This is a genomic window from Gordonia aquimaris, assembly GCF_026262595.1.
Taxonomy (GTDB): Bacteria; Actinomycetota; Actinomycetes; order Mycobacteriales; family Mycobacteriaceae; genus Gordonia; species Gordonia tangerina.
In genome coordinates this window covers 217,468-242,750 of sequence record NZ_JAPKFM010000003.1, presented here as the reverse complement: position 1 = coordinate 242,750, position 25,283 = coordinate 217,468, and the positions used below count along the sequence as shown (strand labels likewise).

The following is a 25,283-nucleotide window of genomic DNA, read 5'->3' as shown; positions in this document are numbered from 1 at the left end:
CCACCGGACGAGACACCGACCACCCGAGGGCAGCCCTCCGGCGGGACGAGTCCTTTCCCGCCGGTCGAGTAGCCGACGAGCGGCAGCGAGGAGGCGTATCGAGACCTTGTGACACCCCCGCCCTCATCGCTTGGCCCTCGGCAATCCCAATCCGGCGGTGGCGATCATGTCGCGCATCACCTCGTTGACGCCACCGCCGAAGGTGATCACGACGTTTCGCTTCTGCTGCACGTCGAGCCAGTCGACCAACGCTGCAGTCTCGGGATCGGTGAAATCGCCGTAACGCCCGACGATGTCGTTGATCAGTCGGCAGACGTGTTGCAGCCGCTCGGTGGCGAACACCTTGGTGGCCGCGGCGTCGGCCATGGAGATCGCCTCCCCGGTCGAGGCGACCTGCCAGTTGAGGAGTTCGTTGATGCGGGCGTAGGCATCGATCTCGGCCAGGGCCCGCCGGACGTCGGAGTGCTTGGCGATGACGGTGCCGTCCGCGCCGGACTGCTGAGCCCAGGCTCGTACCCGCGCGGCGAGTCCGTCGATCCGGCCCGCGGGCCCGAGCATCACCCGCTCGTGATTGAGCTGGGTGGTGATCAGCTTCCACCCGTCGCCCTCATTGCCGACCCGCATCGACACCGGCACCTGCACGTCGTTGTAGTAGGTGGCATTCACGTGGTGCGCACCGTCGGCGGTGATGATCGGGGTCCAGCTGAACCCCGGGTCGCGGGTGTCGACGATGAGGATCGAGATGCCCTTGTGCTTCGGTGCGTCCTTGTCGGTCCGGACGGCCAGCCAGATGTAGTCGGCGTCATGGCCGCCGGTGGTGAAGATCTTCTGCCCGTTGACCACATAATGGTCGCCTTCGAGCACCGCGCTGGTGGTCAGCGAGGCCAGGTCGGTCCCCGCTTCGGGTTCGGTGTACCCGATCGCGAAGTGCACCTCACCGGCGAGGACGTCGGGTAAGAACTTTCGCTTGAGCTCGTCGGTGCCGTGTTCCTGCAACGTGGGTCCGACGGTCTGCAGGGTCACCGAGGGCAACGGGACGTCGGCGCGGACGGCCTCGTTGGTGAAGATCTGCTGTTCGATCTGACCAAAACCTTTGCCGCCGTATTCTTTCGGCCACCCGACACCGAGCCACCCGTCCTTGCCCATCTGTCGGATCACCGCGCGGTAGGTCTCGCCGTGACGTTCGGTGAGCATCACCCGCGCGTCCTCGGCGCTCACGAGATTCGTGAAGTATTCGCGCAGTTCGACCCGCAGCGCCTTCTGCTCGGGGGTGAGATCAATGAACATCTGTTGCCTGCCCTTTCGGGTCGAGACGGGCGTCGGAATCGTCGGCGATCTCGTCGAGACGGGCGTCGGGCCCGCCGACGAGCCGGGCGAGGTCCTTGGCGATCGAGAAGTACCGGTGCAACGGATAGGTCACGTCCACACCGATCCCGCCGTGCAGGTGGGTCATGGTCCGCAGGGTTGCCGGTATCTCGGTAGCCACCCAGTAGGCGGCGATTCCCAGATCCTGTGTAGCGTCGAGTCCTTCACTCATTCGCCAGGCAGCCGCGGTCGTCGATAGATCCAGTGACCGGGCGACCACATAGATGTCGGCGAGTTGTTGTCCGACGGCCTGGAACATCGCGATCGGCTTGCCGAACTGCTCACGATGGGTGACGTGGTCGGCGGTGAGTCGAGCGGCACCGGCGACGAGTCCCTGCGCATACGTTGCCAGCAGCAGGCGATACCGATCGCGAACGGCTCCGGCTTCGGTGGCGACGAGGTCGTCGGTGCCGACCGCGACGCCGTCGAAGCGCACGGTGTACTCGCCCCACCCGCTCGAGGTCGGTGTGCGCGTCATGCTCACCCCGTCCGCGTCGGAGGCCACCAGCACCGCGCCATCGTCGGTGGTCACCAGCAGCGCCGACGATCCCTCCGCATGCAGGACTCCCGTCTTGATGCCGGTGAGCCGGCCGTCGCGCACGGTGGTGCGCGGCGTCTCGGTGAGGGCATCGCCGAGCTCGCCGATGGCGATGGCATGCCAGGCGCCGTTCGCCACCGTAGGCGACCACGTCCCGCGGACTGACCGCTCGGCGGCACCGAGCGCCAGGGCCGACACGAGTGATCCCACGGCTGGCGTCACAGCCGCCGACTCCCCCATGCGTCGGAGCAGGGGCAGTAGGTCGATCACGGAGACGTCGTCGCCTCCGACATCGCCAGGTAATGCGAGCGCGGCGAGTCCGGCGTCGACAACCGACCGCCACAACGCGGTGTCGAATCCGCCGGGCGCGTTGCTCTGCCGATCGCGCCGACCGAACGTGGATTCCCAGTCCGGTTGGTGCCGCGCGAATACCTCTGCGGCGGCATCACGAACTGCTACCGCCGTGTCGTCGAGGGCGAAGTCCACCCCGGTGCCTCCTTGCCACAAATTAGAACTTGTTCTAGTTGTATCAGATGGCGTGTCCGGTGTGGGAGTTATGGCCTCTCAACTGCAGATTTCCCGCGCTCTCCGGGCGTCGTCACAGGTCAGCCGCGGGGCAGACCGAGAATCCGTTCCGCGGCTGCGGTCCGTAGGATCTGCGTGGTGCCCCCGGCGATGGACAGGCACCGGTTCTGCAGCAATGCGTCCGACGCGTCGGAGGCGGCCACCCCGTCGACGCCCAGCAGATCGAAAGCGAATTCCGGAACCGACTGACGATGCTGGACGCCGATCAGTTTGCGCACGCTCGACAACGCCCCCGGGTCGTGACCTTCCAGACGCCGGGTGACCGCACGGGCGTCGATGACGCGACCGGTGTGGGCTTCGGCCACCAGGCGCCCGAGGCCGGCCAACTCGTCGGGAGTCAGCTCGCGGGCCATCGCCTCGACCTGACGCAGCAGGGAATCCATCTCCTTGCCCAGGCCCGAACCGCCCATCGCCACGCGTTCGTTGGCCAGGGTCGTACGGGCCAGCCGCCAGCCGCCGTTGACCGGACCGACGACGCACTCGTCCGGGACGAACACGTCGTCGAGAAACACCTCGTTGAAGTTCGCGCGGCCGGTGAGTTCGCGCAGCGGCCGGATGTCGATACCGGAGGTGTTCATGTCGATCAAGAAATAGGTGATGCCCTTGTGTTTCGGCGCGTCGGCGTCGGTGCGCGCCAGGCACACCCCCCAGGATGCGTTGTGCGCCTGGGAGGTCCAGATCTTCTGCCCTTGCAGCCGCCAGCCGCCGTCGGCGCGAGTGGCCTTGGTACGCAACGCCGCGAGGTCCGAGCCCGCCTCGGGCTCGCTGAACAGCTGGCACCACACGATGTCGCCGGTCAGGGTCGGCGACACAAATCGTTGCCGCTGTTCGTCTGTGCCGTGTTCGAGGATCGTCGGGATCGCCCACGCACCGATCACCAGGTCGGGCCGCTCGATCCGCGCGCGCTCGAACTCGTCGTCGATGAGCAGTTGTAGGGCCGCGCCGGCACCCAACCCATAGGGCGCGGGCCAATGCGGCATCAGATAGCCGGAATCGGCCAGTCGCGCCCGACGCCGCGACGGATCGAGGGCGGCGATGTCGTCCACTGCTGCCCGGACCTCCGCGCGCCGGTCCTCGACTGCGGACAGATCGATCCGAAAGTTCCTTCGGTGCCCCGCCATTCCGAGCCGGGCCAGTTCCCGAGCCGACGACATACCCTGGCCGATGGCGGCGCGAGCGGTCAGCGCTGCCCGCAAATAGAGATGAGCGTCGTGTTCGTAGGTGAAGCCGATGCCACCGAGTATCTGCACGCAGTCCTTGGCATTGGTCGTGGCGGCCTCGGCCGCGATGACGTCCGCCGCGCACCTGCTGACGGCGAGCTGGGCAATGACCTCCTCGTCGTCGGTCGCGAGACGTTCGTCCACCGCGCGCGCCAGATCCCATGCGACCGCGGTGAGCTCTTCGCTGCGGCAGAGCATGTCGGCACAGATGTGTTTGATCGCCTGAAACGAGCCGATGGGTGCACCGAACTGGGTGCGCACCGTGGCGTAGTCGACGGCGGTGTCCAGCGACCACCGAGCGATGCCGCTCAGGTAGGCGGCGGTCGCGGCCGACAGACTCGCGGTGACCAGATCACCGTCCGGCAGGTCGATGAGGTCCCCACCCTGCACGCCGGTGACCTGCACCCGCGACACCGACACGGTGCCGCTGATGACGCCGTGTGCCTCGTCGGTGGTGGTACCAATGCCCGGGGGCAGGATTCGCCAGGAGACCCCGTCGCCTCCGTCTTCGAACGGGATCACCACCGCGCAGCCGTCGACGTAACCGGGCACCAGGCCCAGGTCGAGCGCACCGTCGTGCGGAGGATTTGCCGCCATCCCGGCGTACGCAGCTGCCGGAGCGACCACGGCCACTTCCCCGGAGGCGACCCGCGCAAGCAAGTCACCGGCGCGCGCGTCGTCGGACCGCGAGAGCCCGAGCGCGGCAGCGACCATCGGACCGATAGGGCCCGGCACCAGGCTGATACCGCACTGCTCGATCATGGCGGCGACATCGATGAAGGTCGCACCGAAGCCGCCGGAGTCCTCGGGCAGTGCGCCCGCGAAGACACCGAACTCGGCGAGTTGCGCCAACAGACCGGTCCACTGGTCGCCAGGCTTGTCGATGTCGGAACGGACCAGTTCGGTGGTCGAGACGCTGCGCGCCCAGGTAGCGATCGCGTCGCAGACGGCGATCTGTTCGCTTGACGTGGCGATTGTCACGTGAATCCTCTGTATGTCAGGTTGTGACGGGCAAATAGAACCTGTTCTAATATGCCATGAGTGTTTGCCAACCGGTAGGCACCGTTCGAACCGACCACGTGAGGATGTCTTCGAGCACATGGCACGATCTGCAGCGGCCAAGGCGCCCGTCGAGCCCGCGGCCCCCACCGCCTCGGCAGCTGGTTCAGCGTCGAGCGGCACCGAGACCGGTTCGGCGGCGCAGCGCGAACGGCGTCGTCGCATCCTGGATGCGACGCTGGCGCTGGCATCCAAAGGTGGTTACGACGCGGTCCAGATGCGCACCGTCGCCGACAAGGCCGACGTCGCCGTGGGTACGCTCTACCGATATTTCCCCTCCAAGGTGCATCTGCTGGTCACCGCCCTCGCGCGCGAGTTCGAACGCGTCGAATCGCGAGTGGATCGCTCACAGCTGCGCGGCGACAACGCAATCGAGCGGCTGCGTCATGTGCTGGACATGATCACCTATGCGATGCAACGCGATCCGCTGCTCACTGAGGCGATGACGCGTGCATTCATGTTCGCCGACGCCTCAGCGACTGCCGAGGTCGATCAGGTCGCCGGCATCATCGATCGGCTACTCGCCGGTGCGATGGTCGACGACGGTGAGCCCGGCGAAGAGGATCTGGCGATCGCCCGCGTCATCTCCGACGTGTGGATGTCGAATCTGGTGCAATGGCTGACCCGCCGCGCCTCGGCCACCGACGTCACCAACCGCCTCGAGCTGACGGTGCGGTTGTTGCTGAAGGATCGGATTCAATAGGTCTGCGGAGTCATCCGGTCTATTCGCGAGAGCCCCAACCCAACTGCTGATCGAGTAGTTCGAGCCGCTAGGCGAGAACGTATCGAGAGCAGCCGCTTCCTACCGCCGCAGATCCGCCGCGATCATCGGCCACGTGCGCTTGAGGTCGGATTCCCAGTACTGCCAGGAATGCGTCCCGTTGGGTCGCGCGATCAGTTTCATCGGCACGCGCAGCGACCGAAGCCGCGCCGCCATGTCCTGGGTGCACTGGTTGACCGCCGCCTCGATCGCGCCGCCGAGCACCACCTGATTCGCCAGCACGAGCGGATTTCCCTGCACCAGTTCGGCATTCATCTGGTCGTACTTACCCGGCAGACCTGTACCGCTGGTCATGTACACCTTGGTGCTGCGCAGCTTCGCCGCCCGGAGGTAGGGATCGTTGGCCCGCCAACCCGGTCCACCGACCGGCCCCCACATGTTGGTGAGGTTGCCCTGCCCGCGGTCAGCCACCACCATCCGGATGTAGGCCTGCCCCAACGGATCGCTGGTGCGCGCGCAACCACTGTAGGCGGCCACCGACCGGTACAGCTTGGGGGCGGCGATCGCGAGATTGAGCACCGACGTCCCGGCCATGGAGATACCCGCGATGGCATTGACCTTGGTGGTATCGAATTCCTTGTCGATGAGCGGCGGGAGTTCTTTGGTCAGGAACGTCTGCCACTTGTTGCGGCCCAGGACCGGGTCGTCGCGCCGCCAGTCGGTGTAATAGGAAAACGCGCCACCGATCGGGGTGACCACATTGACGTTCTTGTCGGCAAAGTACTTCACATAGTCGGTCCTGGCCGTCCAGGTGGCTGAGTCCTCACCACCGCCGGCACCGTTGAGCAGATACAACGTCGGCCGGGGTTTGCTGATGTTGCGCGGACGCAGCACGGTGATCGGGATCATCTTCTGCATCGACGCCGACCACACGATCAGCGTCGTGTGCTGCGGGTTGTCGTGGATCACGGTGTCGACGCGGGAGATCTTGGGGTCGGGGGTCGGTGTCGCCTGCGCAGCTGCCGCGCCGAGGGTGAGCCCCACGGTCGCCGTCATCGCCGCAGCCACCCACACGCGCCATCGACGTCCCCCGAGTGCGTTCACCAACACCTTCCCTCCAACCTCACAAGTCACAGTTGTCACAACCTTAACGGTTGAGCAGCTCAACCAACAGCCGGGACGGTGCTCGTTAGGCACTTGTGACGTGCGGGCGCCGGCCTCTCGGCAGCCACCCCGAATCGCCAACGCCACCTTGCTTGGAAGCAAGGTGGCGTTGGCGATTGGGGGTATATGTCAGGAGTGGGTGAACTTCGGCTCACGCTTATCGACGAACGCGGCCATGCCCTCGGCCTGGTCATCGGTGGCGAATGTCGAGTAGAACAGTGCCCGCTCGGCGCGGATCCCCTCGCCGAGGCCGGACTCGAAGGCGCGGTTGACCGCGTCCTTGGCCAGCGAGGCCGCGATGAATGATTTCGATGCGATGGTCTCGGCCACTTCCTTGGCCGTGGTCAGGCAGTTCTCCTTCGGTACCACCCGCGACACCAGCCCGAGCTTGTCGGCCTCGTCGACCTTCATGTTCCGGCCGGTGAGGATCAGATCCATCGCCTTGGCCTTGCCGACCGCGCGGGTCAGGCGCTGCGATCCGCCGATGCCGGGGATCACGCCGAGATTGATCTCGGGCTGACCGAATACCGCGTTGTCACCGGCGATCAGGATGTCGCAGAGCATCGCCAGCTCGCAGCCACCGCCGAGGGCGTACCCGGTCACCGACGCGATGATCGGGGTGCGCAGGCGGGCCAGATCGTCCCAGGCGGCGAAGAACTGCTCGCCGACGACGTCGCTGTAGGACTTCGACGACATCTCCTTGATGTCAGCGCCGGCGGCGAAGGCTTTTTCCGACCCGGTGATCACGATTGCGCCGATGTCCGGGTCCTTGTCGAATGCGGTTGCCGCGCCGACGACCTCGGTCATGAGCGTGGTGTTGAGCGCGTTGAGCGCCTTCGGCCGGTTCAAGGTGATGACGCCGACGCGCCCGTCACGCTCGACGATGATGGTCTCGTGCTCAGACACTCGAATCCTCCTGCGGTGCGGGGTTGATGACAAGTTCCAGGCCGTCGGGCAGCGGCGCGAAGAAGGCGTCCACGTCGGCGGGGGTGACGGCGGTGTGATCGGTGTGGCGCCACGCCGGGTTGCGATCCTTGTCGATCACCTGCGCGCGGATACCCTCGGCCATATCGGGATTGAGCAGGCTGCGCAGCGACACCCGGAATTCACGCTTGAGTGTCTCGGGCAGGGTGGGTTCGGCCTGCCGCAGCGACCGCAGGGTCACGGCCAGCGCGAGCGGGCTCTTGCCGGCGATGGTGGCGGCGGTCTTCTTGGCATCGTCGGTGCCGGCGGCACTGCAGCGGTCGATGATCTCGGCGATGGAGTCGGCGGCGAAAGCCTGACTGATCCACTCCCGTTGCCCGGCGATCTTCGACTCGGGCGGTTCCTGTGCATACTTGGCGAGCGCGTCATCGAGCGAGGTCTCGCCGATCGCCCGACGGAATGCGCCGAGGTCGGCGGCCGGGATGTAGTGGTCGGCGAGACCGAGCTCGATGGCATCCGCACCGGACAACTGGCCGGCGGTGAGCCCGGCGTAGACGCCGAGGTTGTCCGGCACCCGGGCCAGCAGGTGTGTGCCACCGACGTCGGGCACGAATCCGATCCCGACCTCGGGCATGGCGAGGCGCGTGCGGTCGGTGACGACCCGGGTGTTGGCGTGGGCGGAGACACCGACACCACCACCCATCACAATGCCGTCCATGATGGCGACATAAGGCTTGGGGTAGCGCGCGATGTCGGCGTTGAGCCGGTATTCGTCGGCCCAGAACAGAGCGGACGGGCACGCCGCCGCCTCGGCGTCACCGGCGCCGGAGCTGCTCAGCGCCGAGGCATCACGGTGAATGGCCACGATGTCGCCGCCGGCACACAGACCGCGCTCGCCGGCACCGACCAGCACCACCGCGCTGACCTGCGGATCGGCCGCCCAGCCGTGCAGGAGCTCGTCCATGGCGGTCACCATCGGATGGTCGAGCGCGTTGATCGACTTCGGCCGGTTCAACGTCAGGGTCGCGACCCCGGCGTCGATCGTGGACAGCACGGACGGTTCGTCCACCATGCTCAGATCTCCCTCGCGCAGATTCGTCCGATTACCCCTCAGATACTTGCATATCCTAGTAAAGGAGTACAGCGCAGGTCCCGAGTACCTCAGTCCCGGGCGCGCACGAACACTTCCATCGTCGTCGAAAGGACCTCGCGGTCGTCGCCGTTCACCAGGCGTCCGGCGCAGGTCACCAGCGCACGACCGGGCTTGTCGAAGGTGACGGTGTCGATGGTCATCGACCCGGTGAGGGTGTCGTCCGGCCGGACCGGACGCAGAAAGGCGACATCGACCAGACGGCGTCCGGCGATCACCTGCCAGTGATCGAAGACCGCACGCACGGCCAACCGCTGGAACACCGCCAAGGTGTGGATGCCGCTGGCGATGAGTCCACCGAAGGCACCCGACTCAGCGGCGTCGGCGTCGACGTGAAAGCTCTGCGGGTCCCACTGGGAGGCGAAGTCCACCAGGTCGCCTTCGCTGATGGTGAAGGTCTCGAACTCGTGATGACGGCCCACTTCGAGGTCGTCGGCAAAGGCGCGGGATTCCGTGGTCACCGCGGTCACGCTATCGGGCGTTGCCGGATGAGATGCGAGCGGCCGGGCGGACCGCACGCAGGTGGCCTCGTTCGCACCGACGTGGCCGCCGATGCGCTTGCCGCCGATCTCTTCCGACGATCCGTGCCCTCTCACTCAGTCCGCCCACCTACGGTGAGCTCACCGGGACATGCCACTAGGTCCCACAGTCCAGAAGGAGTAACCACATGACCATCCGCGTCGCCGTCTGCTACGGGCATCCCAACGATCCCGCCGCCTTTGACGAGTACTACGAGCAGGTCCACATCCCCCTCGCGTCGAAGGTCCCTGGATTGACCGACTACACCTGGGGCAAGGCCGCTACCCTCGACGGTTCGGAGCCGCCGTACTACGCCGTTGCGAACCTCTACTTCGCCGACCAAGAGGCCTTGATGGCGGCTGCGGGTTCCGAGGAGATGGCGGCGGCCGGCGCTGACGTCGCAAACTTCGCCACCGGTGGTGTCACGATGTTCACCCAGGAGGAAGCCTCGGTTCTGCGGTAACCGCTCGGCGCGTTCGACGCCACGTCGATGGTGGTCCGTCGTTTCCACCGGTGTGCGGACCCGACGCCAACCACACGGGGAACTGACATCCACGGCGGTTACAACCCTGTGTGGATGTCAGTTCTCCATGTGGTAGATCGCTACTGCGCGGGAGGCGGGTTGGCCGTGCCAGCCTTGGCGACCTATTCGTCGCAATCGCCGGGGAGCGACAACCTACAGTGGACCGATGAGCACCGACCTCCCACCTACCGACCGCCGCACCGTCGACCCGCGCCGTCACCAGCTCGCCGAGGTCATGCAGTTACCTGCCGATCAGCCGGTCACGATGCTCAATCTGCTGCGGTATCGCGATGTGGCCGACTACTCGGCCGCCGATGATCTCGCCCCCGAGCAGCCGATCTCGGGCGAGCAGGCCTATCGCCGCTACGGCGCGGCAGCGACCCCACACATCGAGAAGGCGGGCGCCGAGGTGGTGTACCACGGCGAATGTGGTCCCACCGTGATCGGCCCGGCCGACGAAACGTGGGATTCGATACTGCTGGTGCGTTACCCGAACCCGAAAGCGTTCCTGGACATGGTCACCGATCCCGAGTACCAGTCGATGTCGCGCCATCGCACTGCAGCACTGGCCGATTCCCGGCTCATCGCGACGACCACGTCGTAGCCGGAGCCGCCCGCCGCCGACGGCGCAACCGTTCTGGCCGCAGCTCCGGCTCCAAGCCGGAACCGGGAACTGCGGTCGGAAGTTTCGACAGGCCAAGCTCAGGTCTCGGTCGGGTGGAAATCGACTGCCAGCTCTGGTCCGTCATTTTCTCGATAGGCGGCGAGGTTCGCCGGATCGTAGGCGGCGACGGTGTCCATCCGGCGGGCCGCGCTCGATGCGACGAACTCATGCCCGGAGTCGACGACCCCCATAGGGCGTGAAAGTCCAGCGATCAAGCGGTAGAAGCCTTTCCGTGACTCCTGGAGCGGGACTGCGAACGCGTCGGTGTCGATGAGGAATTGGCTGATCGCGCTGATTACGCTGACGGTCGCCGGTCCCGATGCCGGTGCTTCCTTGTCATCGTTGAACGCGAGTCCGTGACGCCGCGCCCGATCCATCATCCACACCAGTGGGATGTTGCTGATCTTGCTGTCGGCATAGCCACCGCCGACGTTGCAGTGCACTCCGGAAAACCAGACCTGCTCGATGATCTGGCTGTCCGGGGCATCCGGCTGCGCACGCCACAGCGTCGGCTTGAACGGTCCGCGCTTCTCGTCGATGGCCAACGCATGATAAGCGGCCGCGACGGTGGAACTGAGCTGAGTGTCGTGAAATGCCCACCGTCGGTTGATCCATTCGAAGAGCTTGCCGCTAAGTGGAATTCCCAACGAGCCGACGGTGTCCCACACCCCGATGAAGCGGATCGGCACCTCATGTGAATACTGCTCACGGAACTCGACGGCGCGTTCGCCGCTCGGCGCCGACGACCGGTCCCGATCGCGGTACAGCGCGAAGGCCTCGTCGAGACGGCCGCGGTGCTCTCGCGACAGCAGGCCCGCGTTGCGGATGAAACCGGCGATGCTACGCGCGGTATATGCGCCGCGACTGAACCCGAACAAGAAGATCTCGTCGCCGGGTTCGTACATATCGACGAGTTCGAGATACCCCTTCTTCACATTCTTGGACAGCCCCAGTCCCAGTGCTCCTCCGCGAACCTTGTGCCACGGCTTGGTCCCGACCCCGGCCACATAAACGGAGTCCTGGATGACGCCGGCATCGTCGGTGCCGGCGATCGCCTGATACAGCTTGACCACGTTCGTCGGGTGTTTCTGCCCGAACACATTCCAGGTGCCGTCGCAACACACGATCAGCCGTCTCGGCATGATGAGTTGATCTCCTTCTCAGGTGGAACAGGTGCTTTAGATCCTATGCGGCGTCGAATGGTTCATGCGTCGCGTGATTGATCGACAGCTGCCGCCGGGCTCGTCGGCGGGTCACGGCGTCCGCAGCACATCGCGCGCCCGCGCATTGATGGCGTCGTGTATCCAGTCGGGCTCGACGACGTCGAAGGAGTGCTCGAGCAGCAGAGCCCACACCATCCTCAGTGCTCGTGTCCGGTCGGCGTACCGTAGCCGGGCTCGCACGGTCGCTGCGTTGGGCGTCGCGGTGTCGTGAATCGCGACGGCACGCCCGAGTCGATCCAGATCCTCGGCAGCACAGTCGATCACCACCTCGACCGGTTCGAACGATGCCCGAAACGCGCTTCGATGTCGTTGCCAGATCTCGTCGAGGTCGACCTGAGGATCCCGCTGCGCCGGCTCGTCGAGGACCTCGACGTCGGACATCCGCGACACCCGATACATGCGTTCGTCACCGTTCACTGCCGCGACGAAGTACCAGGTCTCGCCAGCCACGATGAGACCGATGGGATCGAGAATCCGTTCGCGTACTTCGTCATCGCCGCGTCTGCGATAACCGACCCGCAGTCGTCGACCATCGAACACCGCCTGCTGCACGGCCCCCAACGCGCTCACCTTTTCTGGTTCACGCACGAAACCCTCGGGCCGGACGAGGACACGTTGAGCGGCGTCGACCGCCCGGCCACGATGAGCCTCGGGCAGCGCGGCGGCCACCTTGCGCATCGCGCTGGCGAATGCCGGTGAATCCAGTCGCCCGGTGCCGGCCAACAACGATGTCGCCTCATCGACGGTCAGCCCCGTCAGATCCGTGCGATAGCCGGGCAGCAACGCGAAACCACCGTGTCGACCGCGCTCGGCATACACCGGCACGCCCGACAACGACAGCGCATCGATGTCGCGCAGCACCGTACGCTCCGAGACACCGAGTTCCTCGGCGATGGCAGCAGCGGTCAGCCGCTCATGCTTCTTCAACAGCATCAGCACCGCGATGAGACGTTCGGCTCGCACATCCCCGATTCTGTCGCACAATCACGACAGAAGATGTCGTGATTAGGAGATTGACTGAGATCACCAGCCAGGAAACTCAAAGGAATCACGATGACGAACTCCCAGACCGCCGATCCCCGCCCCTCCTACGCCGCCGCCACCGCGTGGGTCACCGAATTGCTCAACGGCGTGTCCGAAGATCAATGGTCGGCCCCCACACCCTGCGACGAGTTCGACGTCCGCACGCTCGCCGCACACCTGATCGCCACGGCCAACCGCGCGGTCGCGCTCGCCGAGGGTGCCGACGCCCTCGCACTGCCCCGCCTCGCCGACACCTATGACGCACACTCATACGCCGTCACCGTCGGCAAAGCCATCGAGCTGTGGTCCGACGACGCCACCCTGACCGCGCCGGTCACCGTCCCGTGGGGTGAGGTCCCGGGAGCAGGCGCACTGTGGGGCTACGTCAGCGAGACCCTGGTGCACGGTTGGGACCTGGCTGTCGCCACCGGTCAGTCCGCCGAAACCGATCCGGCCGTGGTCGACCCGGTACTGGCGGTCGCGCGCCAGTTCATCCCGGCCGAGATCCGCGCCAACCCCGACGTGCCGTTCGGACCGGTCGTCGAGCCTCGCCCCGAGGCCGGTCCGACCGAACGGTTGGCGAACTGGACCGGACGTTCATCGTCGCCCTGGGTGGGTGCGGCCGCACAGTGACCGCGCTCATCCGCAGATCGGGTGACCGGAATTCGGCGGCATAGAATGGATCCCTGTGTCTCTCCGTCGTACGCCCGAAGTGAGTACGGACGGCGTGACACCGAAGGGCGCTTTGGCCTCTTTGTCCAACCCGAACTATCGGCTGTACTTCGCCGGGCAGACGCTGTCACTCACCGGAACCTGGATGCAGATGACGGCCCAGGCCTGGCTCGTTCTGACGCTCAGCGGGTCGGCATCTGTACTGGGTGCGATCGTCGCCCTGCAAGCGCTGCCGATCCTGTTGCTGGGCCCCTACGCGGGAGTGATCGCCGACCGGGTCGATCGCCGTCGGTTGATGATCGTGCTGCAGACCATCATGGGGATTCTCGCCGGCATCCTCGCGGTGCTGACACTCGGCGGGTGGGTGCAGATCTGGCATGTCGCAGTGTTGGCGCTGCTCGTCGGCCTCAACAATGCGTTCGAGAACCCGGCCCGCCAGGCGTTCATCCATCAGGTGGTGGGCGAGGAGCTGATTCGCAACGCCGTCACCTTGAATTCGGTGATGGTCAACGCGGCCCGAGCAGTGGGACCCGGCGTCGCCGGTCTCGTCCTCGCGGCCGTGGGCGCCGGATGGTGCTTCGCGATCAACGCGCTGAGCTTCGTCGCGGTGGTCGTCTCGCTCGTCGCGATGAACACCGCGACCATCGAACACGAAGAGCCCATCGCCCGCGCCAAGGGACAGCTCCGCGAGGGTCTGCGGTACGTTCGCGGCTCCCCCGCCCTGTGGATCCCGCTGGTGATGATGGCGCTCGTCGGCACGCTTGCCTACGAGTTCCAGGTGTCGCTGCCCGCGGCCGCCGCCGATACGTTCGAGGGTGGCCCGCAGGCGCTCGGGTTCATGACCTCGGCCATGGGGGTAGGAGCTGTGGTCGGTGGTCTGCTTGTCGCGGCGCGTGGCACCACCGGCCTGCGGCCCTTGACCATCGCGGCAGCCGGTTTCGGAGTGACCATTGCCGCGACCGCGATCGCCCCGTCGTTGCCGGTCGCGATCGCCGCGCTGTTCTTTGTCGGATGGCTCAGCGTCACCTTCATGTCCACCGGGAATGCGACGCTGCAGCTGAACGCGGACCCGCGGATGCGTGGACGGGTGATGTCGCTGTGGTCGGTGGCGTTCATGGGCTCTACCCCGATCGGAGGACCCATCATCGGCGCGATCTGTGAGGTCACCGATGCGCGGGTGGGTCTCGGAGTGGGCGCGGTCTCGTGCTTCGTCGCGGCCGCACTCGGTGCCGCCGTGTGGCGGCGCGGGAATCGTCGTCGACCGGTCCGGATGCGGTCGACGGAGGGCGGCCCTGCGTGACGCTCCCGGCCGCCGACCGCTCTGCTACCGCGCGACGAAGTACAGCCGCTGGTTGGCGAACTCGCCGATCCCGATGGGTCCCATTTCTCGTCCGAATCCGGAGGCCTTCACCCCACCGAACGGCAGCTCTGCGGACTCGGCAGCAATCGTGTTGACATGTGTCATACCGACTTCGAGTTCTGCCGCGATGCGCGCCGCGCGGGACTCGTCGGTGGAGAACACGGAACCGCCCAGACCCAGATGGCAGTCGTTGGCCAGTTGTAGGGCTTCGGCGTCGCTGGAGACCCGATAGATGGTGGCAACCGGACCGAAGATCTCCTCCCGATACGAGTGCGACCCCACCGGGACGTCGGTCAGAACCGCGGGCGAGTAATAGGCGGCGCTCCCCTCTGCGAGTTCGCCGCCCGCCACGAGCGTCGCACCCTCGGCAAGGGCTTTCTGCACTTGTGCATGCACGGTCTCGGCAGCCGATCGCGAAGACAGCGGAACATACTCGCCGTCGCCGAGACTCAGCTGATCGCCCGGCGTGAGCCCCTCGGCACGCTTCTTCAACTGTGCGACGAACTCGTCGTAGATGTCATTCATCACGATGATCCGCTTGTTCGAGTTGCAGACCTGACCGCCGTTGTAGGTGCGGAACTCCCAAGCCTGCTGCGCGACGTCGGCGACATCGTCTGCGTCGAGCACGACCATCGGGTCGATGCCCCCAAGTTCCAACACACACTTCTTGAGGTGTTTGCCCGCCTGCTGTCCGATCACCGCACCCGCACGCTCCGAACCGGTCAGGGAGACCCCTCGCACGCGCGGATCGGCGATGATCGTCGACACCTGCTCATGCGAGGCGAACACGTTCTGATAGCCCCCGCAGGGCACCCCGGCCTGCTCGATGATCTCCTGAACGGTCAACGAGGAACGTGCACATATCTCCGCATGCTTCAGCAGAATGGTGTTGCCCAACAGCAGGTTCGGGGCAGCAAAGCGTGCCGACTGGTAGTACGGGAAGTTCCACGGCATCACCCCCAGCAGCACTCCGATCGGTCGCTGCTCGATGCGGGCCTTTCCGGGGATCGAGCTGGGGATTTCGTAGTCGGTGATGAGGCTCGGACCGTGCACGGCGTAGTACTCGAAGATCGAGGCGGCGAACTCGACCTCCTCCACCGCCTCCGAGGTCGACTTGCCCATCTCCAGCGAGATCATCCTCGCCAATTCGGCCGAGCGCTCCCGGACCAGGTCTGCGATACGTTGGATCGCTCCGGCCCGGTCATGCACACTCCGCATCCGCCACTCCCGATAGACGTCATCGGCACGTTCGATGGCATCGGCGATATCCGCATCGCCGGCCGTGTCAAAGGCCTCCAGCACTTCGCCCGTAGCGGGATTCTGGACGCGGTAGGTGGAAATGGTCACTGGTTGAGATTAAGGCCATCGACGAGCATCATCCGGGTGAGCCGACGCCAACGCTCGTCATCCGGTCGTGCCGATATCGCCGAAACCGCCCATAGAAACCAACTCCTGCGATTAGGTTGAGCGGATCAACTGTCCCACTCTGGGGGGAGTCGGCTGTGTCTCACCGATCGCTGCTCGTCGACGCGCATCGATCCTCGCCCGGCCACCGGGCGCTGGTGTCGTGCGCGCTGTTCGCCATTGCCGTGACGCTCGCGACGATGAGCGCCGCTGCCGCGAGCGCCGCAACCCACTACTTCCCCGACATCTCGGAGAAGTCAGTCGCGAGAGCGGAATGCGGCCCCGGCGACCTGCCCGAACGCGGTCTGCAGGGTGACGTCAGCGCCGAGGACCGCAACTCGGGTCGCACACGCCTCGGCTACCGCTGCAACATGGCAGAAGTCGGCCAGGTGCGTGGCTCCGGCGGCGGTATCGTCTCGGCGACTTTCGACCACTGCAGCTACACCGGAAGCCTGTTCCCCGGCACCAACCTGGTGCCGCAGCCGGGCGTGCAGGTGGTCGACGTCGCCAATCCCCGCAATCCCAGGATCGTCGGCTCGCTGACCGAACCCGCCATGCGCGGCGGGACCTGGGAGACGCTCAAGGTCAACGAGGAACGCAAACTGTTGGCCGCCACCTCCGTTCCGCTGCTGTGGGGCGGTGGATTCTTCTCGGTCTACGACATCTCCGACTGCGCGCACCCGAAACTGCTCAACCACGGCCCCGGCACGGCCACACCGCTGCCGTTCACCTCGCACGAGGGCGGGTTCTCCCCCGATGGCCGAACCTATTGGGCCTCGGGTATCTCCCCCGGCCATCTGACCGCCATCGACATCTCTAATCCGGCTGCACCACACGTGATCTGGCAAGGACTGCACAGCTTCGTCGGACACGGGTTCGGAATCACCCCTGACGGTAACCGGATGTTCCTGTCCAACGCGGCCGGTGTCACCGTCCTCGACATCAGCGACGTACAGCGCCGCGCGCCCTACCCGCAGGTGCCGCACGAGGCGGCATACCTCTGGCCGGACGGGCAGGTGAATCAGCACACCATCCCGGTGACCTACCGGGGCCGCCCGCACATCATCACCGTCGACGAACTCGGTTCCGGCGGTGTGAAATTCTTCGATGTGAGCCGGGTGAACAAGCCCGGATACGTCGCCCAGATCAAACTCGAGATCAACCTGCCCGAAAACCTCGATACCAACCTGCGGTCGTCGATGGGCGGCGGCGTCTTCAGCAGCAACCCGCACTACTGCGCGGTCGACCGACGCGACAACCCCACCGCACTCGCCTGTTCCTGGGAGTCGTCGGGCATTCGCGTGTTCGACATCCAGAACATCAAGAAGATCAAGGAGATCGGCTACTTCAATCCGCCGGCCCAGAAGAACGCGACCGTCGTCGACCTACCCAACTCTCCGCATGTGTTGGCGTCGGCGTCGGGTGTGCCCGCCGTCGAGTTTCTCAGCCTGGGCATGTCGATCCTGAATGGGAAGGTCCGGTTCGAGGAGATGATCGGGCCGCGCACAGGCATGCTGGTCGGCGGCGACATGGCCACCGACTGGTGCTTCTCACCACCGGAGTGGCGCGGCAATCAAATCTGGACCACCTGCGCCGACGGCGGTTTCTATGCCATGACGTTGAGCCCCCGGGTGTACACCCCGCCGCCCGACCAGGACTCGTATCTCGGATGAGTTCTGCGGTACGGATCGTCGGCGCCCTGGGCGTCGCCTCACTGCTGGTCGTGGTGGGTGTGGTGTTCGGCATGGCCTGGCAAACCCACCGTGATTCCGACGCACAGCCACCGGCGCCGAGCGTCGTCGATGTGGGCTTCGCCCAGGACATGTCGACACACCACGATCAGGCGATTCTCATGTGCACCAGCCTGTCCCGTGATGTGGCCCCGCGGATTCGCGGACTCGCCGACCGCATGACGGCTGCGCAGGCCGCGGAAGTCGCCACCATGCGCGGCTGGCTGACCTGGTTCTCACTGCCCGTGACCACCGAGCACCCGATGTCCTGGATGGCCACGACCGACGGGCACTCCCACGCGCCGACCGCCGACGCACCGCCGATGCCCGGCATGGCCAGCATCGACGAACTGGACCGACTGGCCGCCGCACACGGCCGCGACGCGGAGATTCTGTTCCTGCAGTTGATGATCCGACATCATCGTGGAGGGCTGGATATGGCCCAGGCGGCATACAACGACCCTCGGTCGAGCTCGCCGACCAAACAGCTCGCGCTCACCATGATCGGGGAGCAGGGCGACGAGATCGGCCAGATGACACTAATGCTGCGGGAGCGTGACGCACAGCCCCTGCCGACGTGACACCCCGAGCCGTCAGAAGATGTCCGGCAGGTCTGTGGAGACGCGGTCGGAGAAGGTGGCGGGCCGCTTCTCCAAGAACGAGGTGACGCCCTCGGCGACATCGTCCATGGTGCCGCGGTAATAGATCGCCTTGGAGTCGGCGCGATGGGCGTCCCACGGGCTGGGCGCGCCGGCCATCCGCCACAGCAGTTGCCTGGTCAATGCCACCGAGACCGGGGCCGTCGTCGACGTCATCTCACGCGCCGTGGCGATCGCCGTGGAGAGCACCTCGTCCTTGGGCACCACCTGCTGCACCAGCCCCCGCTCATGCGCCTCGGCGACGGGCACCATCTTGGCTCCCATCGTCCACTGCAGGGCCGTCGGCAGTCCGACCAATTTCGGCAGGAACCACGTCGAGGCCGCCTCGGGCACCAATCCTCGTTGGGCGAAGACGAAACCGAACTTCGCGTCGTCGGAGGCGATGCGAACGTCGGCGGGCAAGGTCATGGTCACCCCGACGCCGGCGGCCGCACCATTGACGGCCATCACCACCGGTTTGAGTGATTCGAAGATGCGCAGTGTGACCTGCCCGCCCATGTCACGGGGTACCTCACCCGGTTCCTGCTGTTCGAGTTCGAACGTGGTGGCGCCGCCACCGAGGTCGGCGCCGGCGCAGAAGGCACGGCCGGTCCCGGTGATCACCACTGCCCGCACCGTGTCGTCGGCGTCGGTCTCGTCGAAAACCGCGATCAGCTCCTCCCCCATCTGGTGGGTGAAGGCGTTGAGCCGGTCGGGCCGGTTGAGGCGGATGATCGCGACGTCACCGTCGCGTTCGAGGACGATGTGCTGTTCGGCGGTCTGCTCGGTCGGAGAGGTCACCGACTCAACCTACTCGACGACCGAGCGATCGTTCGTGTCTGGCGAATGGGGCCCGGCACTCCGCCCGACAGCCTCCGCGGACGGTCGTCGAGAAATTATTCTGGGCGCAGTGTCGATCTGCGCTCGTCTCGTTCGACGTAATGGTGAGGGGCACCGAACGAGCCCTGATTCCCCAGAGATGTTCACCAGAGAAGGGCAAGACCATGAAGTACATGCTGATCATGCGTTCCACCGCCGAAGCCGAGGCCGCGGCCGCCGATGTCGACTTCACCGAGATCATCAACGCCATGGGCCGCTACAACGAGGAGATGATCAACGCCGGCGTGCTGCTGGCGGGCGAGGGACTCACGGATGCGTCAGAGGGTTTCGTGGTCAGCTTTTCCGCCGACGAGGACCCGTTGGTCACCGACGGCCCCTACGGCGAGATCCACGAATTGTTCAACGGCTTCTGGATTCTGCAGGTCTCCAGCAAGGAGGAGGCCGCGCAATGGGCGAAGAAGGCCCCCCTCGGCCCAGGCGTGAAACTCGAGGTGCGACGCGTCAGCGATGAAACCGACTTCGAGGAGTACTCCGACAACGAGTACGTCCAAAAGGAGAAGGGGTGGCGCGAACAGCTCGGCACCGCATGACCGATCCCGAGATCCGACGCACGATCGATGCGGTGTGGCGCGTCGAGGGCAGTCGTGTGGTGGCGACGCTGGCGCGCATCGTGGGTGACGTCGGCCTCGCCGAGGATCTCGCTCAGGAGGCGATCGCCGAAGCACTCGAGAAATGGCCGGGCTCCGGCGTTCCGCGGAACGCCGGAGCCTGGCTGACCTCGGTGGCCAAGCGACGGGCCATCGACGGATGGCGCCGGCAGGAACGGCTCGACGAGCGCTATCAGATGATCGCTCGCGATCTCTCCGAAGTCGACGAGGAGGAGTGGGTACCCGTCCGCGACGACGTGCTGAAGCTGGTGTTCGTTGCCTGTCATCCGGTCCTCAAGCGCGACGCGCAGGTGGCGCTCACGCTGCGGGTGGTCGGCGGGCTGAGCTCCGAGGAACTCGCCCGACTGTTCCTCACTTCAGTCCCGACGATCCAGCAGCGGATCGTGCGCGCCAAGAAGACGTTGTCGGCGGCCCGCGTGCCCTACGAGGTGCCCGAGCCGGCGCAATGGCCGCAACGCCTCAACGGCGTGCTCGCGGTCATCTACCTCATCTTCACCGAGGGATACGCCGCCACAGTCGGCGATAGCTGGATGCGGCAGGATCTGGCGGCGCAAGCCCTGCGGTTGGGCCGGGTGCTCGCCGCACTGGTGCCGCGGGAACCGGAGGTGCACGGTCTCGTCGCGTTGATGGAACTGCAGTCGTCACGGTTCGCTGCGCGGCTCGATGCCGATGGCCGTCCAGTCCTGCTCGCCGAGCAGGATCGTCACCGGTGGGATCGTGGTCAGATCTCCCGGGGGCTCGCGGCGCTCGACCGCGTCGACACCCTCGGTCGGGGTCGCGGACCGTACTCGTTGCAGGCCGCAATCGCGGCCTGCCACTCCCGCGCCACGACGGTAGAGGACACCGACTGGCCACAGATCGTGATCCTGTACGAGGCACTCGAACAGCTCACCGGCAATCCGGTGGTCACGTTGAACAAGGTCGTCGCGGTGTCGATGGCGGCCAGCGCGCACGACGCGCTCACGGTGCTCGACGCGGAGGTCGACGTGGCGAAACTGGCCGGATCTCATCTGTTGCCGAGCGTGCGCGGTGAGTTGCTCGCGCAGTTGGGCCGGACCGAGGAGGCGCGAGCCGAACTGTGCCGGGCCCGCGAGCTGGCCACCAACGGCGCTCAACGTCGGGTACTGGAGGACAAGATCGCGGCGTTGTGACGAGTGCTCACCCAGCAGCAGCCACCACACCAAGTCTGACCCAAAACTCACGACCAGACCCAGTAGCTCCCATTAGTAGGCCTGCAGCGCAATCCGCTGATCGTGTAGGCCGAGCCGCAGGTCCATACGCTGATCGAGTAAGCCGAGCCGCTGATCGAGTAGGCCGAGCCGCAGGTCCATACGCTGATCGAGTAGGCCGAGCCGCTAGGCGAGGGCGTATCGAGATCGCTTGCGGCTCACGTGGTCTCGATACGCCGCTCGCCTAGCGGCTCGCGACTACTCGACCACCGGGAACAACGACCACTCGACCACCGGGAACCACGACCACCGGGAACAGCGACCACGACCACCGGAAACAGCGACCACGACCACCGGAAACGGCGACCACGACCACCGGGAACAATGACCACTCGACCAACCGGAAACAGCGACCACTCGACCACCGGAAACAGCGACTAAACACCCCGAAACGACGACACCACCTTGCTTCGGAAGCAAGGTGGTGTCGTCGTTGTGGGGTATCTGCCTCGGGCTTAGCTCGCTTCGCCCTTGCCCTCGCCGGCATTGGTCAGCTCGGCAGGGGCGTCGGGCAGCTCTCGGGGCTTCTCCGAGCCGCTGAAGACGAACCGGGCGTCTTCGCCGTCGTCCTCGCCGTCCCAGCCTTCGACGTCGACCAGCACGATCTGACCCGCGGTCAGCTCGTTGAACAGGATCTTCTCCGACAGCTGATCCTCGATCTCACGCTGGATGGTGCGTCGCAGCGGACGGGCACCGAGCACGGGGTCGAAGCCACGCTTGGCGAGCAGCCCCTTGGCCTTGTCGGTCAGCTCGATGGCCATGTCCTTGTTCTTCAGCTGCTGCTCGACGCGGGTGATCATGAGATCGACCATCTCGATGATCTCCTGCTGCGTCAGCTGGTGGAACACGATGACGTCGTCGATACGGTTGAGGAACTCCGGCCGGAAGTGCTTCTTGAGCTCGTCGTTGACCTTGAGCTTCATCCGCTCGTAGTTCGACTGCGAGTCGTCTCCGCTGGTGAAGCCCAGTCCGACGGCCTTGGAGATGTCGGACGTACCGAGGTTCGAGGTAAAGATCAGCACCGTGTTCTTGAAGTCGACCGTGCGTCCCTGACCGTCGGTCAGACGGCCGTCCTCGAGGACCTGCAACAAGGTGTTGTAGATCTCCTGATGGGCCTTCTCGATCTCGTCGAACAGCACCACCGAGAACGGCTTGCGACGCACCTTCTCGGTGAGCTGGCCGCCCTCTTCGTACCCGACGTAGCCGGGAGGAGCACCGAACAGCCGCGACGCGGTGAACCGGTCGTGGAACTCGCCCATGTCGATCTGGATGAGCGCGTCGTCCTCGCCGAACAGGAAGTTCGCCAAAGCCTTGGAAAGCTCGGTCTTACCGACACCGGACGGGCCGGCGAAGATGAATGAACCGGACGGGCGCTTCGGGTCCTTCAGGCCGGCACGGGTACGACGGATCGCCTTGGAAACGGCCTTGACCGCGTCCTCCTGGCCGATGATCCGCTTGTGCAGCTCCTCCTCCATGCGGAGCAGACGGGTGGTCTCCTCCTCGGTGAGCTTGAACACCGGGATGCCGGTCCAGTTGCCGAGGACCTCGGCGATCTGCTCGTCGTCGACCTCGGCCACGACGTCCATATCGCCGCTGCGCCACTGCTTTTCCCGCTCGGCACGCTCGCCGACGAGCTGCTTCTCCTTGTCGCGGAGATTCGCGGCCTTTTCGAAGTCCTGCGCGTCGATCGCGGACTCCTTCTCCTTGCGCGCCTCGGCGATGCGATCGTCGAACTCGCGCAGGTCTGGCGGAGCGGTCATCCGGCGGATACGCATGCGGGCACCGGCCTCGTCGATGAGGTCGATCGCCTTGTCGGGCAGGAACCGGTCGTTGATGTAGCGGTCGGCCAGCGTCGCAGCCGCGGCGAGTGCACCATCGGTGATGGACACCCGGTGGTGGCTCTCGTAGCGATCGCGCAGACCCTTGAGGATCTCGATGGTGTGCTCGACGGACGGTTCGCCAACCTGCACCGGCTGGAACCGGCGCTCCAAGGCGGCGTCCTTCTCGATGTACTTGCGGTACTCGTCGAGGGTGGTGGCACCGATGGTCTGCAGCTCACCGCGGGCCAGCTTCGGCTTCAAGATGCTGGCGGCGTCGATCGCGCCCTCGGCGGCACCGGCCCCGACCAGCGTATGCAGCTCGTCGATGAACAAGATGATGTCGCCGCGGGTGTTGATCTCCTTGAGCACCTTCTTGAGGCGTTCCTCGAAGTCACCGCGGTAGCGGCTGCCCGCGACCAGCGAACCGAGGTCGAGGGTGTAGAGCTGCTTGTCCTTGAGCGTCTCGGGCACCTGGCCGTTGACGATGGCCTGGGCGAGGCCCTCGACGACGGCGGTCTTGCCGACGCCGGGCTCGCCGATGAGCACCGGGTTGTTCTTGGTGCGGCGGCTCAGCACCTGCATGACCCGCTCGATCTCCTTCTCGCGCCCGATGACCGGGTCGAGCTTGGCCTCGGCGGCGGCCGCGGTCAGGTTACGGCCGAACTGGTCGAGCACCAGCGAGGTCGACGGGGTGCCGGACTCGCTGCTGCGTCCGCCGGTGCCGGCCTCCTGCGGCTCCTTGCCCTGGTAGCCGGACAGCAACTGGATGACCTGCTGGCGGACCCGATTGAGGTCGGCACCCAGCTTGACCAGCACCTGAGCGGCCACGCCCTCGCCCTCACGGATGAGGCCGAGCAGGATGTGCTCGGTACCGATGTAGTTGTGTCCGAGCTGCAGCGCCTCGCGCAGCGACAGCTCCAGGACCTTCTTGGCGCGCGGCGTGAACGGGATGTGTCCCGACGGCGCCTGCTGGCCCTGGCCGATGATCTCCTCGACCTGGCTGCGGACACCCTCCAAGGAGATCCCGAGTGACTCGAGTGCCTTGGCGGCCACGCCCTCGCCCTCGTGGATGAGACCCAGCAGGATGTGCTCGGTGCCGATGTAGTTGTGGTTGAGCATCCGCGCTTCTTCTTGGGCGAGCACGACGACTCGTCGAGCGCGGTCGGTGAACCGTTCGAACATTGTTCTCCCTCACGTTGCTAGCGCCCCGGCCGTCGGTGACCACAGCGGCGTCGACTGCAGCGGTGTCATAGGTGACGACCAGCCTGCTTCCACTCTAGTGGTCGCTTCAGGTGCAGCTACAGTTAACGCCGGTCGCAGATCATTCACGAAATGGTCATGGCGGGGGTTCTGCTTGTACAACCGCGCACGTCGGCGCTGTGTTCCGGCCTCAGTACGCCGAGAGCGAACGGCTCGTTGACGTGGTCATTTCTGCTGCAGGGCGAGCACGTTTCCGGACGGATCGGTGAACCAGGCGAGGTCGGGTCCCTGCTCGCCGCCCCGCGCGATCCCCCGCTCGTCGTGATCGAATTGCTCGTATCTGAGGAATTCGACGCCTCGGGCGACGAGATCGTCGACCGCTTCCTCGAGGTTCTGTACGGGGATGTTGAGGACGGTGAACTCGGCCGGCCGGTGGTCGGGTTTCGGGTAGACCAACACCGTGGTGGTGCGGTTGATGCGCACACCCAACACCCCCACCTCCAGGTGGAGAACCCGCATACCCAGCACATCGCGATAGAACGTCGACGCGGCATCGAGGTCGATGACGGCGAAGCTGCTGTACGCCGACGTCGGTGTGCTCATCTGCGCTTCGAGTTCGTCGGAGATCCGGACGATCTGCAGCCAGTTGCCGTCGGGATCGGTGACGGTGCCGAAATAGGTGCCTCTTCCTTTGTCCGCGAGGGGGCTGATCCAGTCCGCCCCCAGGTCGTCGATCCGAGCGGCTGTGGCGACCGGGTCATCGACTTCGACGTTGAGGATCAGGCGTGCACCGCCGGTGGCGCGCCCCGACACGTCGTCGCGCTGGTCGAACATGATGTAGAAGCCGTCGAGTTCCATGATCTCGTAGCCCGGCGCATCCGGGTCGGTCTGGATCTCGGCTTCGAAAACGGTGGCATACCAGCGCGCGAGGCGCTTCGGGTCGTCGCTGGACAGGAGCATGGAGGAAATCGTCGCGGTGGCCATGTTCCATACTGACCGGCCCCGCGCGCCGAAGTCATCGGTATCGGCATCGTCTGGGCTGCG

Annotated in this window: 22 protein-coding genes; 9 read left to right on the top strand and 13 right to left on the bottom strand. The window is 65.8% G+C overall.

The window, feature by feature from the left end; genetic code table 11:
- Positions 1 to 123: 123 nt before the first annotated feature.
- From OSB52_RS04785 to OSB52_RS04775, 3 genes are all read right to left on the bottom strand, one after another.
- Positions 124 to 1,287 carry an acyl-CoA dehydrogenase family protein gene (locus OSB52_RS04785; protein WP_266060449.1) on the bottom strand — a complete coding sequence of 388 codons (1,164 nt, stop codon included), beginning with the start codon at positions 1,285 to 1,287 and terminating at the stop codon, positions 124 to 126.
- Positions 1,277 to 2,389 (bottom strand): acyl-CoA dehydrogenase family protein, encoded by a 1,113-nt coding sequence (locus tag OSB52_RS04780; protein ID WP_266060447.1) that lies wholly within the window; start codon positions 2,387 to 2,389, stop codon positions 1,277 to 1,279. The genes OSB52_RS04785 and OSB52_RS04780 overlap by 11 nt, the downstream gene beginning before the upstream one ends.
- Before the next feature lie 119 nt (positions 2,390 to 2,508).
- Positions 2,509 to 4,689: an acyl-CoA dehydrogenase family protein gene (locus tag OSB52_RS04775; protein ID WP_266060446.1), complete on the bottom strand. Its 2,181-nt coding sequence runs from the start codon at positions 4,687 to 4,689 to the stop codon at positions 2,509 to 2,511.
- A gap of 118 nt (positions 4,690 to 4,807) precedes the next feature.
- Here OSB52_RS04775 and kstR point away from each other — a divergent pair, with 118 nt between their 5' ends.
- The gene (kstR, locus tag OSB52_RS04770) at positions 4,808 to 5,470 is read left to right on the top strand and encodes a cholesterol catabolism transcriptional regulator KstR (RefSeq protein ID WP_235725230.1); all 663 of its coding nucleotides are present in this window, start codon (positions 4,808 to 4,810) and stop codon (positions 5,468 to 5,470) included.
- Positions 5,471 to 5,569: 99 nt separating this feature from the next.
- Here the strand turns inward: kstR and OSB52_RS04765 are convergent, their stop codons facing one another.
- The 4 genes from OSB52_RS04765 to OSB52_RS04750 all read right to left on the bottom strand — a co-directional run bounded on the left by OSB52_RS04765 (position 5,570) and on the right by OSB52_RS04750 (position 9,187).
- Complete coding sequence (locus tag OSB52_RS04765) at positions 5,570 to 6,544, bottom strand: alpha/beta hydrolase (protein ID WP_266060554.1); 975 nt, start codon at positions 6,542 to 6,544, stop codon at positions 5,570 to 5,572.
- Between the two features lie 237 nt (positions 6,545 to 6,781).
- Positions 6,782 to 7,558 (bottom strand): enoyl-CoA hydratase, encoded by a 777-nt coding sequence (locus tag OSB52_RS04760; RefSeq protein WP_266060443.1) that lies wholly within the window; start codon positions 7,556 to 7,558, stop codon positions 6,782 to 6,784.
- Complete coding sequence (locus OSB52_RS04755; RefSeq protein ID WP_266060442.1) at positions 7,551 to 8,648, bottom strand: enoyl-CoA hydratase/isomerase family protein; 1,098 nt, start codon at positions 8,646 to 8,648, stop codon at positions 7,551 to 7,553. Before OSB52_RS04755 ends, OSB52_RS04760 begins: the two co-directional genes overlap by 8 nt.
- A gap of 89 nt (positions 8,649 to 8,737) precedes the next feature.
- Positions 8,738 to 9,187 carry a MaoC/PaaZ C-terminal domain-containing protein gene (locus tag OSB52_RS04750; protein WP_266060440.1) on the bottom strand — a complete coding sequence of 150 codons (450 nt, stop codon included), beginning with the start codon at positions 9,185 to 9,187 and terminating at the stop codon, positions 8,738 to 8,740.
- A gap of 206 nt (positions 9,188 to 9,393) precedes the next feature.
- On the opposite strand from OSB52_RS04750, the gene OSB52_RS04745 reads away from it, so the two are divergent.
- Positions 9,394 to 9,708, top strand: a complete 315-nt coding sequence (locus OSB52_RS04745) for an EthD family reductase (RefSeq protein ID WP_266060439.1) — start codon at positions 9,394 to 9,396, stop codon at positions 9,706 to 9,708.
- Positions 9,709 to 9,934: 226 nt separating this feature from the next.
- Positions 9,935 to 10,372, top strand: coding sequence for a DUF1330 domain-containing protein (locus tag OSB52_RS04740; protein WP_266060438.1), 438 nt, complete (start codon positions 9,935 to 9,937; stop codon positions 10,370 to 10,372).
- A gap of 98 nt (positions 10,373 to 10,470) precedes the next feature.
- Here the strand turns inward: OSB52_RS04740 and OSB52_RS04735 are convergent, their stop codons facing one another.
- On the bottom strand, positions 10,471 to 11,574 hold the full coding sequence (locus OSB52_RS04735; RefSeq protein ID WP_266060436.1) for a T6SS phospholipase effector Tle1-like catalytic domain-containing protein: 1,104 nt from the start codon (positions 11,572 to 11,574) through the stop codon (positions 10,471 to 10,473).
- Positions 11,575 to 11,685: 111 nt separating this feature from the next.
- The gene (locus OSB52_RS04730) at positions 11,686 to 12,618 is read right to left on the bottom strand and encodes a helix-turn-helix transcriptional regulator (protein WP_266060435.1); all 933 of its coding nucleotides are present in this window, start codon (positions 12,616 to 12,618) and stop codon (positions 11,686 to 11,688) included.
- A gap of 90 nt (positions 12,619 to 12,708) precedes the next feature.
- Between OSB52_RS04730 and OSB52_RS04725 the strand changes: the two genes are divergently transcribed.
- Both OSB52_RS04725 and OSB52_RS04720 read left to right on the top strand, forming a co-directional pair.
- Positions 12,709 to 13,311, top strand: a complete 603-nt coding sequence (locus OSB52_RS04725; protein WP_266060434.1) for a TIGR03086 family metal-binding protein — start codon at positions 12,709 to 12,711, stop codon at positions 13,309 to 13,311.
- 94 nt (positions 13,312 to 13,405) lie between these two features.
- Positions 13,406 to 14,650 carry an MFS transporter gene (locus OSB52_RS04720; RefSeq protein WP_266060433.1) on the top strand — a complete coding sequence of 415 codons (1,245 nt, stop codon included), beginning with the start codon at positions 13,406 to 13,408 and terminating at the stop codon, positions 14,648 to 14,650.
- A gap of 24 nt (positions 14,651 to 14,674) precedes the next feature.
- On the opposite strand, the gene OSB52_RS04715 is transcribed toward OSB52_RS04720, so the two are convergent.
- A complete protein-coding gene (locus OSB52_RS04715; protein ID WP_266060553.1) occupies positions 14,675 to 16,051 on the bottom strand; it encodes an NAD-dependent succinate-semialdehyde dehydrogenase in 1,377 nt (458 codons plus the stop codon).
- Positions 16,052 to 16,314: 263 nt separating this feature from the next.
- Between OSB52_RS04715 and OSB52_RS04710 the strand changes: the two genes are divergently transcribed.
- Positions 16,315 to 17,787, top strand: a complete 1,473-nt coding sequence (locus OSB52_RS04710) for an LVIVD repeat-containing protein (RefSeq protein ID WP_266060552.1) — start codon at positions 16,315 to 16,317, stop codon at positions 17,785 to 17,787.
- Positions 17,784 to 18,425 carry a DUF305 domain-containing protein gene (locus tag OSB52_RS04705; RefSeq protein ID WP_266060432.1) on the top strand — a complete coding sequence of 214 codons (642 nt, stop codon included), beginning with the start codon at positions 17,784 to 17,786 and terminating at the stop codon, positions 18,423 to 18,425. Before OSB52_RS04710 ends, OSB52_RS04705 begins: the two co-directional genes overlap by 4 nt.
- Before the next feature lie 12 nt (positions 18,426 to 18,437).
- Here the strand turns inward: OSB52_RS04705 and OSB52_RS04700 are convergent, their stop codons facing one another.
- Complete coding sequence (locus OSB52_RS04700) at positions 18,438 to 19,283, bottom strand: enoyl-CoA hydratase-related protein (protein ID WP_266060430.1); 846 nt, start codon at positions 19,281 to 19,283, stop codon at positions 18,438 to 18,440.
- A 203-nt stretch (positions 19,284 to 19,486) separates the two neighbouring features.
- Here OSB52_RS04700 and OSB52_RS04695 point away from each other — a divergent pair, with 203 nt between their 5' ends.
- The gene (locus OSB52_RS04695) at positions 19,487 to 19,912 is read left to right on the top strand and encodes a YciI family protein (protein ID WP_160903697.1); all 426 of its coding nucleotides are present in this window, start codon (positions 19,487 to 19,489) and stop codon (positions 19,910 to 19,912) included.
- Positions 19,909 to 21,141: an RNA polymerase sigma factor gene (locus OSB52_RS04690; RefSeq protein WP_266060551.1), complete on the top strand. Its 1,233-nt coding sequence runs from the start codon at positions 19,909 to 19,911 to the stop codon at positions 21,139 to 21,141. Before OSB52_RS04695 ends, OSB52_RS04690 begins: the two co-directional genes overlap by 4 nt.
- 533 nt (positions 21,142 to 21,674) lie before the next feature.
- On the opposite strand, the gene OSB52_RS04685 is transcribed toward OSB52_RS04690, so the two are convergent.
- Together OSB52_RS04685 and OSB52_RS04680 are read right to left on the bottom strand one after the other, a co-directional pair.
- Entirely contained in the window at positions 21,675 to 24,221 is a 2,547-nt protein-coding gene (locus OSB52_RS04685) for an ATP-dependent Clp protease ATP-binding subunit (protein ID WP_235724025.1), read from the bottom strand.
- Positions 24,222 to 24,464: 243 nt separating this feature from the next.
- A complete protein-coding gene (locus OSB52_RS04680; protein ID WP_235724024.1) occupies positions 24,465 to 25,223 on the bottom strand; it encodes a VOC family protein in 759 nt (252 codons plus the stop codon).
- Positions 25,224 to 25,283 lie beyond the last annotated feature (60 nt).